General features: G+C 65.3%; 9 protein-coding genes and 1 pseudogene. 4 read left to right on the top strand and 6 right to left on the bottom strand.

All coding sequences use genetic code 11. The features are described from left to right. Positions 1–633 precede the first annotated feature (633 nt). Entirely contained in the window at positions 634–1,629 is a 996-nt protein-coding gene (locus GI374_RS13000) for a PAS domain S-box protein (protein ID WP_195759920.1), read from the bottom strand. A gap of 443 nt (positions 1,630–2,072) precedes the next feature. Between GI374_RS13000 and GI374_RS12995 the strand changes: the two genes are divergently transcribed. Beyond that, positions 2,073–3,980: a PAS domain S-box protein gene (locus GI374_RS12995; protein ID WP_154337493.1), complete on the top strand. Its 1,908-nt coding sequence runs from the start codon at positions 2,073–2,075 to the stop codon at positions 3,978–3,980. A 2-nt stretch (positions 3,981–3,982) separates the two neighbouring features. Continuing rightward, entirely contained in the window at positions 3,983–4,345 is a 363-nt protein-coding gene (locus GI374_RS12990; protein WP_154337492.1) for a response regulator, read from the top strand. 279 nt (positions 4,346–4,624) lie between these two features. Here the strand turns inward: GI374_RS12990 and GI374_RS12985 are convergent. Further along, positions 4,625–5,104 (bottom strand): annotated as a pseudogene (locus GI374_RS12985) (integrase core domain-containing protein); the annotation flags it as partial. 65 nt (positions 5,105–5,169) lie between these two features. Here GI374_RS12985 and GI374_RS12980 point away from each other — a divergent pair. Together GI374_RS12980 and GI374_RS19840 are read left to right on the top strand one after the other, a co-directional pair. Then, positions 5,170–6,393 (top strand): IS256 family transposase, encoded by a 1,224-nt coding sequence (locus GI374_RS12980; RefSeq protein ID WP_154337509.1) that lies wholly within the window; start codon positions 5,170–5,172, stop codon positions 6,391–6,393. Further along, positions 6,327–6,659: a DUF892 family protein gene (locus tag GI374_RS19840; RefSeq protein ID WP_370515338.1), complete on the top strand. Its 333-nt coding sequence runs from the start codon at positions 6,327–6,329 to the stop codon at positions 6,657–6,659. Before GI374_RS12980 ends, GI374_RS19840 begins: the two co-directional genes overlap by 67 nt. A 146-nt stretch (positions 6,660–6,805) precedes the next feature. On the opposite strand, the gene GI374_RS12970 is transcribed toward GI374_RS19840, so the two are convergent. The 4 genes from GI374_RS12970 to GI374_RS12950 form a co-directional block, all read right to left on the bottom strand. Next, positions 6,806–8,128, bottom strand: coding sequence for an NAD(P)/FAD-dependent oxidoreductase (locus tag GI374_RS12970; protein ID WP_370515337.1), 1,323 nt, complete (start codon positions 8,126–8,128; stop codon positions 6,806–6,808). A 16-nt stretch (positions 8,129–8,144) separates the two neighbouring features. Beyond that, on the bottom strand, positions 8,145–9,149 hold the full coding sequence (locus GI374_RS12965; protein ID WP_154337490.1) for a patatin-like phospholipase family protein: 1,005 nt from the start codon (positions 9,147–9,149) through the stop codon (positions 8,145–8,147). Between the two features lie 703 nt (positions 9,150–9,852). Continuing rightward, entirely contained in the window at positions 9,853–11,187 is a 1,335-nt protein-coding gene (locus GI374_RS12955) for a DEAD/DEAH box helicase (protein ID WP_229583207.1), read from the bottom strand. Next, positions 11,184–13,943: a DNA methyltransferase gene (locus tag GI374_RS12950; RefSeq protein WP_154337507.1), complete on the bottom strand. Its 2,760-nt coding sequence runs from the start codon at positions 13,941–13,943 to the stop codon at positions 11,184–11,186. Before GI374_RS12950 ends, GI374_RS12955 begins: the two co-directional genes overlap by 4 nt. Between the last annotated feature and the right edge of the window lie 3 nt (positions 13,944–13,946).

Genomic DNA, 13,946 nt, shown 5'->3' with positions numbered 1-13,946 from the left:
CGATCCGAACAAGGCTTCCCTCTCGGCGTCTGAGCTTGCTCCAATACGGACGTCCTGTTCGCGGGGAGGTTGCGGCGCCAGAAGGCACCTCCATCGGCGCCCGCGCGATCTTCTAGGACCTCGACGTAGCCGAATGAGCCCTCTTCTTGCAGCTGGTCGGTCGACTTAAGCGCCATGGCTGGGCGGACCTGCGGGAGGTCAGCCATTCCTGCTGCTTGCCGGGCGCGGCATGAGCTGCGCGACCTACCTCCATTCCCAATTTCTCGAATAGACCGAGCACGCCATCCGCGTCCCGAGGGTCCCCGAGCACCAGATCGAGAACGCGATTGCCTGCCCCGCCGAAGAGGCGAAGGTGGTGGCCGAGGGCGCGGGCGCCGCCGGCATTGCGGCGCTGCTGGCCTGTCCCGAGCTCTTCCGGGGCCGGCGTGTTGGCGTGCCGATCTGCGGTGCCAACATCGACAACCGGGTCCGACTGCGCAAAAAGGGCTTCTCCAGGAGCTTGAAGAGGGTGCCATTCCGACCACCAGCCCGGAACCCCGTGCAAACATGGATGGCGTCGCGCGCGAGATCATCGCAGCTGTTCCGCGGGTTTTCTCCAGCCGTGGCACACGGCTGAGAAGCGCTCACAGCGCCTCATCCATCCGCCGTCACGTGGCTATAGCTGAGGTCGAGCCGGGTGCGCATTCCGTCTGGCGCGAAGGTTCTCTCGAGCGTGCCGCCCATCTGATCCTTCAGAGCGACCTCACACATCGCGGTTCCGAAACCCTGGCCCTGAACGGCCTGTTCCGAGGTCCGCTTGAAGCTCTCGGTCCAGTTGATTATCAGCCGGTGTCCCGAACGTTCGCCGGTGATCGAGAGGCGACCGTCGCCTGATGACAACGCGCCGTATTTCACGGAGTTGGTGCACAGTTCGTAGAAGACGAGTGCCAGCGGCGTGACTGCCGAACGGCTTACGATGATATCTTCGACCTTCACGCCCGCCGGAATCGATCCGGTGAAAGGCTGCAGGATCGCTTCAAGAAGCGCTTTCAGAGGCCGTTCTCCTGATGCCCTTGCCCCCTCCGCAATCGCGGGCGCTGCCAGGGAATGTGCCGACGCCAGGGCAAGGAGGCGCCCCCGCATTAGACCCACGAACTCGTCGACGCTGGAAGACTGGTCCGCGCAAACCCTGAGGAGGCCGCTGGCGATGGCGAAGCTGTTGCCGACGCGGTGCTTCATTTCCGACAGTAACAGGCGCTGCTGCTCGGCCGCACGGTGCTGGCCGGTGATGTCCCGGGCGATCTTCGACGCGCCGACGACTTCCCCGTTCCTGTCCCGGATCGGTGAAATGGTCACTGAAATCGGGAACAGCTCGCCGTTCTTCTTTTTTCGCAGCGTCTCGAAATGCTGGATGCGCTCGCCCCGGCGTAGACGCTCGATGAAGTCCACCTCTTCATGACGGCGGTCTTCCGGGATGATAATGGTGATCGACTTTCCCAGAACCTCCACTGCCGCATAGCCGAAGATGCGTTCGGCTGCGGGGTTCCAGCTGAGGATTATGCTGTTGAGATCCTTCGCCACGATCGCGTCATCCGAGCCTTCGATGATGGCCGAGAAATGCTGCTGCAGGTTTTCATCCAGAACCGACATGGAAATCTTCCGAGTGAGAAACCCCCCGAATTGGGCGGCCCTACGTTGATGAAGCACAGTGGCATCCATAATCAAGATAGATCGGCTAGCCACAGTTCGAGAAAAAGGGACACATCGACCGGAGCGCAAGGGAACCGCCCGCCCAACTTTGGACGCCGCAGCTGGCGCAAGCGCCCCGCGGCTCCGTAGCATCGACTATGGCGCCAGGACCGAACTGCCTGTCTTCAGGCTTCGGCCAGGGCTTCCAGCAGCACGCCATACTCAACCGCCCGACGTTCCTCCGTCAGATCAATGGGGTCGCTGACCAAGCCGGAGCTATCGGCTGGGCCCCGGCGACGCAAGCTTCCACAAGCCTCGAGCCTCTGACATTTGTGAAACCCGTTAGCCTGTGCGACTGTTGTCCCCGATGCAGCCGGAAGCGGCCTGAGAGGCGATGACTTCACATGCCGCACCGCGATCTTCTGGAAACCATGCTCGAGCGCCAGGAGGTGCTTGCGGATTTTGCCGATCTCGCGCTGCAGTCCGAGGATCTCGACGAGGTGCTTCAGGAAGCCTGTCGGTTGGTGGCCAAGGCGATGGGCACCGAGCGCGCCAAGGTGCTGGAGATGGAGGCGGGCGATGAAAGCCTCCTGGTGCGGGCCGGAGTGGGATGGGCTGCGGGTGTCGTCGGGCATGTCCGCCTTCCCATGGACAAGCATTCCTCGGAAACCTTCGCAATCAACGCAGGCGAGCCGGTCATCACCCGGGACATCGCCCAAGAGGAGCGGTTCGACGTTCCGCGCTTCATGAAGGACGCGGGCATCGTTGCGCTGGTGAACGTGCCGATCTTTCTGCCCCGCCAGCGGGCGTATGGGCTCCTGCAGGTGGACGACACCAGGCCGCGGGACTTCGACCAGCACGACAGCGCATTCCTGCGCACCTATGCCGGCATCCTGGGACCCATCGTCGACCGCCTGCTCAAGCTTCGGCAGCTGCGCTCGACCGAGGAGCGCTTCCGCCTCACCGTCGAGGCGGCGACGGACTATGCCATCTTCGTCACGGACGCCGAGGACCGGATCACCGACTGGCTTCCCGGCGCCGCCGCCGTCTTCGGCTGGAGCGCCGAGGAAGCGCTGGGGCAGAGTGCGGCGATGCTGTTCACGCCCGAGGACCGGGCCGCCGGCGTGCCCGAACGGGAGCTGGAGACCGCCCTGCGGGAGGGGAGCGCACCCGATGTGCGCTGGCACCTGTGCAAGGATGGCTCGCGCGTCTTCATCGAAGGAACGCGGCGCAGCCTGAGCAAAATTGCGGGGAACGGCTTTCTGAAGATCGGCCAGGACGTGACCGCCCGGCGCCTGACGGAGGAGAGGCTGAGCGCAGGCGAGGAACGCCTGCGCCTGCTGAGCGAACTGGTGCCGGCGCTGCTCTGGCAGACGGATGGCAGCGGCGACGGGATGACGTTCAATGCCCGAGCGCAGGAATACCTCGGATGGTCTGCGGAGCAGCAGATGCAGGCGGGCGACTGGCTCGACGCGGTCCATCCCGAAGACCGGGAGGCCGCCGAGCGCGTCTTCGCCGAGGCGTTCCGCTCGGGCCGGCCGCTCGAGCACCAGCACCGGCTCCGCGGAAGCGATGGCCAGTATCGCTGGTTTCTGGTCCGTCAGATTCCCTGGCACGATGACCAAGGGCAGCTCTCTCAGTGGTTCGGCGCTGCCATCGACATCAACGAGCTGCGCCAGTTCCAGATGCGGCAGGACGTGCTGGTGGCCGAGCTTCAGCACCGCACCCGCAACTTGATCGGCGTGGTGCGCTCGATCGCGAACCAGACCATGGCGCATACCGGCCCGAGCGAGGCATTCCGCGAGGCTCTCGATCACCGGCTTGAGGCATTGTCGCGGGTGCAGGGGCTGTTGTCGCGGGCCGAGCAGGAACCGATCACACTGCGCAGGATCCTGACGCTGGAACTCGACGCCCTTGGGGCCGAAGGCAAGCGCGTGGTGCTTGAGGGTCCCTCTGTCCGCATCCGTCCCTCCCGGGTCCAGACCCTCGCCCTCGCGCTTCACGAACTCGCCACCAACGCCCGCAAATATGGGGCGCTGTCCCAGACGGGGCGCCAGCTCAGCGTCACCTGGACGGTGCGAGACAGCCCGACCGGGCGGTGGCTGCACATCGCCTGGTGCGAAGAGGGCGTGACCGGCGCTCCGACCGATCAGCCGAGTGCTCCACCGGAGGGAGGGTATGGGCGGGTGTTGATCGAGCGCGCCCTGCCCTATGCGCTGGGGGCCGAGGTCACCTATGCGCTCGATCCGGGAGGGCTTCGCTGCACCATCGAGCTGCCGCTTGACCCGCCCGACAGCCTCAGGAGCATCTGACCATGCCGCCGGCGCAGATCTTTGCGGGACGGCACATCCTGCTGGTGGAGGATGACTTCGTCATCGCTCTCGACCAGGCCGCCTCGCTGGCAGAGGCCGGAGCCCGGGTTGTCGGTCCGGCACCGACCTTGGCTGCGGCCCTGAAGCTGGTCGCTGAGGCAGAGCGGCTCGACGGGGCGATCCTCGACGTCAATCTGCGTGGCGAGCTGTCCTATCCCGTGGCCGACGCGCTCCGGGCCAGATCAGTGCCATTCGTCTTCCTCACCGGCTACGACCGCTCCACGATCTCGGCCAGCTACCCCAATGTCCCGGTCTGCGAGAAGCCGTTCAACCTCACGCGCATTGCGGAAGTGATGTTCGGATGAGAGGCTGGATCGCTGGATCCGCACCTTGCCAGTGCCGAGCGGCCGACCCGATTTGACTGGTCCGGGACGGGATTTCCGAAGAGGGACGCAGGCCACGCAGTTCGATAGCTAGATAGAACGACCAACGGAGGGTCGACTGAAATGATGGAGGTGTTCAGCCTCACCAAGCCGTTGTGGGAGATTGCCCTTCGCGCCACGGTGGTTTACTTCGGGCTCGTCCTGCTGTTGCAGGTCATCCCTAAGCGGGACGCTGACCTGCCCCCCCCCGGCGTCCCTCGATCATGACGAGAGTCCTTGGACTTGGTATTGGTCGGTTTCGGGTTGGACAAGGGCGCCGGGCGCGGAGCTCACGGATTGCTCAAGTGCCCGGCGCGCTTGTGACGGGGCCATTCCGCCGAGGGAGGAATGCGGCCTGACATGGTTGTAGTCGTAGCGCCACAGCGCCAGCTTGCGGCGCGCATCGGCCAGGCTGTCGAAGATCTCCTCATTGAGGCACTCGTCGCGCAGGCTGCCGTTGAAGCTTTCGATGAAGCCATTCTGCTGGGGCTTGCCGGGATCGATGTAATGCCAGGCGACGTCGTTGTCCTTGGCCCATCTGAGAATGGCCTTGCTGGTGAACTCGGTTCCGTTGTCGCTGACGATGGTCTGGGGCTTGCCGTAGAGCCGCAGCAGCGCGTCCAGTTCCCGCGCGACCCGGGCGCCGGAGATGCTGGTATCGGCGATCAGGGCGAGGTTCTCGCGGCAGCAATCGTCGTTCACGGGAGCGTCCGATCTTCTGTGTATGAGGGTGCCGGTCCATGCTGAAGCAAATGGAGGCATGGACGATGACGATCACTCCCGAGGTATTGGACGAGCTGCTGAAGGGCTGCGAGCGACCCGAGGACCTGCTGGGCGAAGCGGGTCTGATGACCGAGCTCAAGCGGGCTCTGATGCAGAGGATGCTGGGAGCCGAACTGACGGAACACCTGGGCTACGCGCATGGCGAGACGCCGGCCGACGGCCAGGCGAACCGCCGCAACGGCTCTGGCCGCAAGATGGTGAAGGGCAAGGACGGGGCGATGGAGATCGCTGTTCCGCGCGACCGGGACGGCAGCTTCGAGCCGCAGCTGATCCGCAAGGGCCAGACCCGGATCGACGGCCTGGACGACAAGATCATCGCGCTCTACGCGCGGGGCATGAGCGTGCGCGACATCCGCGCCCATCTCGAGGAGCTCTACGGCCTGGAGGTGTCGCCCGACCTGGTCAGCCGCGTCACCGATGCGGTGATGGACGAGGTCCGGGAGTGGCGATCGCGCGCGCTCGACGCCGTCTACCCGGTGGTGATCTTCGATGCGCTCCGGGTGAAGATCCGCGACAAGGACAGCCGGGTGGTCCGCAACAAGGCGGTCTACATCGCCCTCGGGATCACCGGTGACGGCCAGCGCGAGGTTCTCGGCCTGTGGATTGCCGACACCGAGGGCGCGAAGTTCTGGCTGTCGGTGATGACCGAACTGCGCAATCGTGGCCTCCAGGACATCCTGATCGCGGTGGTGGACGGCCTGAAGGGCTTCCCCGAGGCGATCACCGTCGCCTTCCCCGAGGCCACGGTCCAGACCTGCATCGTGCATCTGGTCCGCCATTCCCTGAACTTCTGCTCGTGGAAGGACCGCAAGGCGGTCGCCGCCCGGCTGAGGGAGGTCTACGGCGCCGAGACCGCAGAGGCCGCGGAGGAAGCCCTGGAAGCCTTCGACGAGGCCTGGGGCGGGCGCTATCCGTCGATCGCCCAGGCATGGCGGCGAGCCTGGCCGGAAGTCATCCCGTTCTTCGCCTTCGGCCCCGAAATCCGCCGGGTGATCTACACCACGAATGCCGTGGAAAGCCTCAACCGCGTGATCCGCAAGGCCATCAAAACCCTGGGCTCGTTCCCGTCCGAGGAGGCCGCCGAGAAGCTGATCTATCTCGCCATCCGCGAGCACGAGAAAACCGCGCGAAACGTCAGAGGCTGGCTGACAGCGGTCAATCAGTTCGCCATCATGTTCGACGATCGCTTCAACCCGCTCGGCGGCTGACGGCGGTCAGATGGAAACGGGCCGGCGGACCATCCACGGAATTCCGGACACTCCCGCACCTGGAGATTGCTTTCTATCGTGTCCTGATCGCTGCTGCAGAGCAGCTAGACAAATCGGAGGCTGCGCGCGCCTGCCGCACCAATCTGCAGGAAGAGATCGCAATGGCTAAATGGCTCGAAGAACAACTGCCAGCGATCACGCACGCTTTTCTCGACCGACCAGAACCTTATGTTCCTGAGCGGGACACTGGCACCGGCGAACATTAAAGACGATCAGGTCCATACCGACTTCACGCTGCACAGAGCCCCAGCTTGCGACGATGGTTATCGATCGCCCACCGAGACACAACGTAGTGGAGATGTGCCGGGTGCAGGGTTCGTTTTGCACTCACCACGATCTGCGATCACTGAAATTACTTCCGGACCGAACCAGGATCCTCAGACCTTACTTCTTCCGGCCGGTCTCCAACGATCAGCCGCGCCCCGCGTTCATAGGTGAGATATCGCCAAAGCCATTGCAGCGAGACGAGAAGCCGGTTCTGGAAACCAACGAGGAGATAGACGTGGACGATGGCCCAGGCGAGCCATGCGAGCCAGCCCTTGATCCGGAATCGGTCACGTTCGAACACCGCTGCATGGCGTCCGACGATTGCAGTGTTGCCTCTGTTTTCGTATCGGAACGGGCTCAATGCCTGTCGCTCCCGGATCCGTGCGGCGAGACCCTTTCCCAGGTGGATGCCCTGCTGCTTGGCAACCTGCGCTAGGCCCGGCAGCGTGCGCCCGTCCTCGTCCTTGAAGGCTGCGACGTCGCCGAGCGCATAGACGCCTTCATGTCCCTGCACGGCGAGGCACTCATCCACGGCGATGCGCCCCGCTCGGTCGGTGCGCCCCAGTTGCCCGGCCAGCGGCGAGGCCGACACGCCCGCCGCCCAGATCACCAGCCCTACAGGCGTGCTGATGCCCGCGACGCTCACGTGGCCTGGCTGAATGTCGTCGACGGCTTTTCCCGTGAGGACCTCCACGCCGAGCCGCTGGAGGCGAGTCTCAGTATAGGCGGAGAGTTCTTCCGAGAACCCGGCAAGCAGTCGCGGTCCTGCCTCGACCAGCATGATCCGCGTGGCCTGCGGGTCGATGCTGCGGAAGTCGCGGGCCAGCGTATAGCGCGACAGTTCGGCAATCGCGCCGGCAAGTTCGACCCCCGTCGGTCCTCCGCCGATGATGGCGATGTTGAGCAGTTTCCGCCGCTCTTCCGGGTCGTTCGACCGCTCGGCGCGCTCGAAGGTCAGCAGAAGCTGCGAGCGGATATGACGCGCATCCTCGATGGTCTTGAGACCGGGGGCCCATCGCGCCCAATCGTCATGCCCGAAATAACCGGTGATGGCGCCGCTCGCCAGCACGAGGTAGCGGTAGCGCAGCCGCTGCCCCGAGCGCAGACGAACCTCGTGCGCTTCGGGCCGGAGGCTTGTCACCGCGCCGAACAGAACCTTCACCGACGCCTGTCGCCGGAGGATCTTGCGCACTGGTTCGGCTACATCCGTGGCCGAGAGGGCCGCGGTCGCAACCTGGTAGAGCAAGGGCTGGAACAGGTGATGGTTGTGACGGTCGACCAGGATCGTGTCGACGCCGGCCCTTCCCAGGACTTTGGCAACCTCGAGGCCGCCAAATCCCGCGCCGATGATGACCACCTCGGCGCTGTAGTCCGGTGAGGTGTCCAGGCTCTCTGCGATTCTGGTCACGGCGGCTCCTTCCCGTTCAGCTGCAGAAGCCATGACGGATGACGGAGAGCCCGGGCTGCGGCGACGGCTGCGCATCCGACAGCGCCTTGCACATCACCGCGGTTCCCGCCCGACGCCTGCGCATGATCGCCGCGTGCGAGAAATCGAAGGCCTTCGCCGCGACCTCCCAATCGCCGCCATCGTAGCCGAGGTGGTGGACCGCCACACTCAGTTCCCTCTCGCGCAGCGGCGCCGAGGCAGTCTCGGTCAGATGTTCGAGTGCATGTCGGCTCTGCGCGGCAAACAGCAGATCCTGTGCCCGGCGGGTCACGGTGTCGGGCGAGGTGGCGCGATCCGCGGCCCGCGGCCAGAGGTCGATCGCCCAGCAGAGGACGTCATGCCTAGGCCGGTCCCGGAACAGGGCGGCGATCGGCAGATTGGCTGAAAGCCCCGGATCGACCAGCAGGCGCCCCTCGATCTCGACCGGCGGGAACAGCAGCGGCAGCGCGGTGCTGGCGAGCAGGTGATCGACCGTCAGGCGGGTTTCGGCAGTGTCGAAGACCACGTCCTCGGCTGTCCGCTGATCGAGTGCGTTGACGATCAGGCGTGTTTGGCCGTCATTCAACCGGTCAAAGTCGATCAGTTCGAGGAGCGTCCGGCGAAGCGGCGCGGTCGAATGCAGATGGTCGTCGTCGGATGCCAGCGGATGCGCGGCCCAGAGCCCCGGGAGCGTCGGCAGGAAGAGCCGTGGACGCCCCCCGAGCAGGGCTCGGATCGCCGCCATCTGCCTCGAGAAGCGTAGTCCTCCGGAGGCGGAGGTGCCTTCGGCCCGCGTCCAGAACGCCCGTAGACGCCCGGCCGCTCCGTCCGGCGGACCGCCGAGCCACAGTGCGGCAACAACGGCGCCGATGGACGCACCAGCGACTCGCCGGACCGGAACACGGGCGTCGAGCAGCGCCTCGATGGCCCCGAGGTGAAAGGCGCCAAGGGCATTGCCGCCGGCGAGGCAGACCCAACGTTCGGACGATGAGTGTTCAGTCATGCTGGGCTTTTCGATTGCTGCGACAGGTCGGAGGGTAATCCCTCAACCCCGAGGCCGGTTCATGCCGATCTGTGCCGCAGATGTAAGGCTAACAAGAGTTGGCGCTGAGGCCGCCGCTCCGCCGGAACCGCGGGCGCGGCCGCAGGATTTTTCTTCAGTAACCAAAGACTGGCGCGGCCTCCGGGTGCGGGCGGGCTGATTTACTTTCGCTGCGGCGTGCCTCCGACCGGCGAGGCGCAACGCCCTGACAACCCCGGCGGCCTCTGTGCGAGATTCATGTCATGGTCGATCTGCAACTCTGGGGTGGGTGCGAGTATACCGTCAATCGCGTCGGCGACCGCTTCTTCGACCAGACCCTGCGCACGGGGCACGAGGACCGCACCGGCGATCTCGAACTGTTTGCCGAACTCGGCCTGCGAGCGCTGCGCTATCCGGTGCTGTGGGAGCGCGTGTCGCCGGAGCGGCCCGACGCGGTCGACTTCGCCTGGAGCGACACGCGGATGGCTGAAATCCGGCGGCTGGGTCTCCGTCCGATCGTCGGCCTCGTGCATCACGGCAGCGGCCCGGCATATACCAGCCTCGTGGCCGACGACTTCGCCGCGGGTCTGGCCGCGCATGCCCGTGCGGTCGCCGAGCGCTACCCCTGGGTCGAGGACTGGACGCCGGTTAACGAACCGCTGACGACGGCGCGGTTCAGCTGCCTTTACGGCCACTGGTATCCGCACATGCTGGACGAGGATGCCTGCTGGCTGGCGCTGCTCAACCAGATCGACGCGACCCGCGGCGCCATGCGCGAAATCCGCCGCGCCAATCCGGCGGCGCGGCTGATCCAGACCGAGGACCTCGGCTTCTGCCACGCGATCCCTGCGCTGGCCGCCGAGGCCGCCTTCGAGAACGAGCGGGTGGCGCGGCCGATGATCTGCACGATCTCGGTCAGGCTGGCGCGGTAGCCGACCGTCAGTGCATGCTCGCACCAGATCCAGTCGAAGCCCTCCTTGGCCATGCCGAGGGCGATGATGATGTCCACGTGGTCGCGGTCGTTCTTGTGCGCCGGGTCCCGCAGCGCCGCGGCCACCCGCTCGCGCCGGACCGGCTCGTCGTCCACTAGGTCCGCCACCCGCAGCTCCCGCCCGCCCTTCGTGCGGATCAGCTGGAAGCCGGTCGCCGGGTCCGCCCCTTGCCATTCCCCCAGGGCCTCGAGGATATGCTCGACCTCCTTGATCTTATCCTTCGTGCTCTCGCGCGCGTTCACGCTGGGAATGTGCACGATGGTCTTCAGGCTGGGGTCCAGCACGCGCGAGATCGCGTCGGCATAGGCGCCGCTGTAGAAGGCGTAGCGCAGGTCGAGGCGCTTCAGCCAGCGATAGCCGGCAAGCTGCTCGTAATAGGTGTAGGTCACGGTCTCGAACCGCGCCTCGTCCTCCGGCGTCAGAACGGCGACCGAGTCGCCGCGGAAGTAGCTGCCGGTCATGGCGACCATATGCGTGCGGTCCCGCGCGATCAGCGCGCCGAGGTGCTGGCCCAGGCGGCTGTCGGGATGCGCCGAGACGTGGTGCACCTCGTCCACCGCGATCAGGCGGTCATCGAAGGCCTCGACGCCGAGTCGCTCAACCGCGAAGCGGAAGGTGGCGTGGGTGCAGACCAGCACCCGGTCGTCCGAGGCGAGGAAGGCGCGCACCGCGTCCACCTTGCCGCCGTCGGTGCCGGAGGCGGCGCAGAGATTCCAGCGCGGCTCCACCCGCCAGTCGGCCCAGAAGCCGTTCTGCGACAGCGGCTCGTCCTGGAAGCTGGCGCCGATGGTGCGCTCCGGGACCGCGATGATCGCCTGCCGCAGGCCCTGGTTCGCCAGCTTGTCCAGCGCCACGAACATCAGCGCCCGGCTCTTGCCCGAGGCGGGGGGCGACTTGATCAGCAGGTATTGCTCGCCCCGGCGCTGCCAGACGCGGGCCTGCATCGGGCGCATGCCGAGTTCGTTCGAGACCGCGGCACCGGCGCCGGGATCGAGCGTGATCGAGACGGCGGGGACGATGTCCTTCATGCCTGCTTCCTCTTCGGGCACGGGGTGGCCACCATCTTCGTGTAGAGCGCGAACAGATGCTCCAGCCGCTCAGTGTCGTTGCGGAAGCGGCGGCCGATGTAGATGCGCTCCAGCACCTCGTCATTGGACTCATGCGCGGCGCGCAGGTGGTCGGGCATGCGCTCGGGGTCGTAGAGGTCGGCGATGGTGGCCGGGTAATGCGCCTCGCGGGCGAGGAGGATGTTTTCGGCGGTGCGGGTCAGGTCGGCCCGGTTCTGCGCGGTGAGCGTGGGGACGGGGAAGGTGTTCCAGCCGAGGGTGTTGGAGTAGGAGAAATCCGTCCTCATGCGGACGCAGACGGTGCCGATCCAAACCCAGTGGAGGCGCGAGGCGATGAGGGCGAGGTTCCAGAGCGGGGAGTCGTAGAGGGCAAAGTTCCGGTCGCCGATAATTGTTTCCGAGTCTTCTAGGCCGACCGGAAGGTATTCTCGACTTTCTGAGCTGACGCGGGCTACCACAATCGAACTCGTCTTGGCCGTGGATTGGATTTGCCGGAATCGGTGCGGAAAAGCCGCGGCTGGACGCGTCTCGACTGCTGTGCTTTCAGATCGGACCCTGGCTACTTCATTAAGGCGTCGGGCGATCTCCGGGATGGCTTCTGCCTCCTCGCGCCTATCGTCTTCTATCCACAAGCAGTAGCGTTGCTGCCCCCTAATGAACTCCTGTGCCCCGAGGAACCTCTTTATGAACGGAGACGCATTGGGATACTCTAGAATGATCGCTGCGCGCGGATCGTGCGTCATGAATAGATGGCCCCCGTCAGTCGGCTTGTTTCCCCACACCATTTCTGATTGAGGTCCCAATGGGGTTGATCTGCCTGCCACGATGACATTCTTGGAGGGCACCAGATATGGGTTGATGTTCGGAACCTCTTGAGTAAGGGTCGAGCCGTCCCCAGCCACCGAGAACAAGCGCCGAACTGGTCTCGCCGTAAGGGAGATGCCAACAATGACAACTGTCACGCCCGCATTGTAATTTGCAAGGTTCGCCCATTTGAAGGAGGTGTAAGCAAACGAAATTTCATTTCCGCTCTCCAATATGAGCGGCCAAAGTATGGGAACGATCTGTCCTTGGCAGATGGAGTTGGTTGCCACGAAAGCGGTCGAAGCCGGGGACTCTCTGCTGTAATCGACAGCTTTGATGAACCACCCGCAAACGTAGTCGAGAGACCTCCAGCTTCGTGTCCGACCAGAAAACAACGATCGCAAGTCAGCTTTCTGCTCGGCCGACTGCCAAGTAAAACCCAGATACGGCGGATTCCCGCAGATATATGTCTCCCCGCCCTCGTTCTCGAAGTCGATCTCGCTGTGGTCCAGCGGTGTCCCGAACAGGTCGTCCGAGGCTACCTTCACCGCCGTCCCGGTCGGCGGGCAGATCGACAGCCAGTCCAGCCGCAGCGCGTTGCCGCAGGTGATCCAGTTCTGCGAGTCCAGCGGCAGGAACTCGGCCAGCGCCTCCTTCTGCCCGCGATGGAGGACGTCGCACTGATACTCGGCGATGATCAGCGCCAGCCGCGCGATCTCGGCCGGGAAGTCGCGCAGCTCGATTCCGCGGAAGTTGGTCAGGGGGATCGCGGTGGCGCGGTCGGCCTCGCCCCGGCGGCGGTTGATCTCGGCCTCGATCGCCCGCATCTCCTTGTAGGCGATGACCAGGAAGTTGCCCGAGCCGCATGCCGGGTCGAACACCCGGATGCGCGCCATGCGGTTGCGCAGGTTCAGCAGCCTGCGCGGGTTGTCGCCCGCCTCCGCCAGCTTGGCGTTCAGATCGTCGAGGAACAGCGGGTTCAGCACCTTCAGGATGTTCGGCACGCTGGTGTAGTGCATCCCCAGCGCGCCCCGCTCCTCGTCGTCCGCGACGGCCTGGATCATCGAGCCGAAGATGTCGGGGTTGATCTTGGTCCAGTCGAGGCTGCCGACATGCAGCAGGTAGCTGCGCGCGATGCGCGACAAGCGCGGCACCTCCAGCGGGCCGGAGAAGAGGCCGCCGTTGACATAGGGGAAGGCGTCCGCCCAGGGCCGCAGCCCGCTGGTCGCCCGGTTCGCGATGGGGGTGTTCATCGCCCGGAAGATCTCGCCGATCACATGGTGAGCGTTGCCGGCGTCCGACATCTGCTCGACGGTCGAGGTGAAGCGACGGGTGCCGTGGAAGATGTCGGTGTCCTCGGCGAAGAAGCAGAAGATCAGCCGCGCCATGAAGTGGTTCATCTCGACCCGGCGCGCGTCGCTGCCCCAGTCCGGGTTCTCGCGCAGCAGCTCGACATAAAGGCGGTTCAGCCGGCTGGTCGCGCGGATGTCGAATGTGCTCTCGCGTATCTGGCTGACGGTCGAGATGCCCGCCAGCGGCAGGAAGACGCCGAAGTGGTCGGGGAACTCGCGGAACCCGGTGGCGATGGTCTCGCCGGTGGTGAGGTCCTCGGCCTCGAGCGTGTCGCCATCGCTGGCGACGATGAAGCGGGCCTTGGACTTGGTCGTGGCGGGGCTGGCGCGCAGGGCGGCGAGTGTCGCTGGAACCTCGCCTGGCGCCGCGACCTTGATGTGGATGTTCCCCGTCTGCAGCACGCCGCCGACGTCGGAGCGGTTCGACTCGCCCTTCCGGAGGCGGCGGAGGGTGGTCTCCTTGTTGCCGAAGGCCTGCAGGAAGGCGAAGGGGAACTCGACGGGATCGAACGACGCCTCGGCCAAGGTTGACACGGCCTCCTCGATCTCGACTGCGTTCATGGC

The organism is Paracoccus sp. S-4012 (assembly GCF_009674885.1).
In the GTDB taxonomy this organism is placed as follows: Bacteria; Pseudomonadota; Alphaproteobacteria; order Rhodobacterales; family Rhodobacteraceae; genus Paracoccus.
The sequence above is the reverse complement of the archived record's forward strand: the minus strand, read 5'-3'. Positions and strand labels throughout refer to the sequence as shown.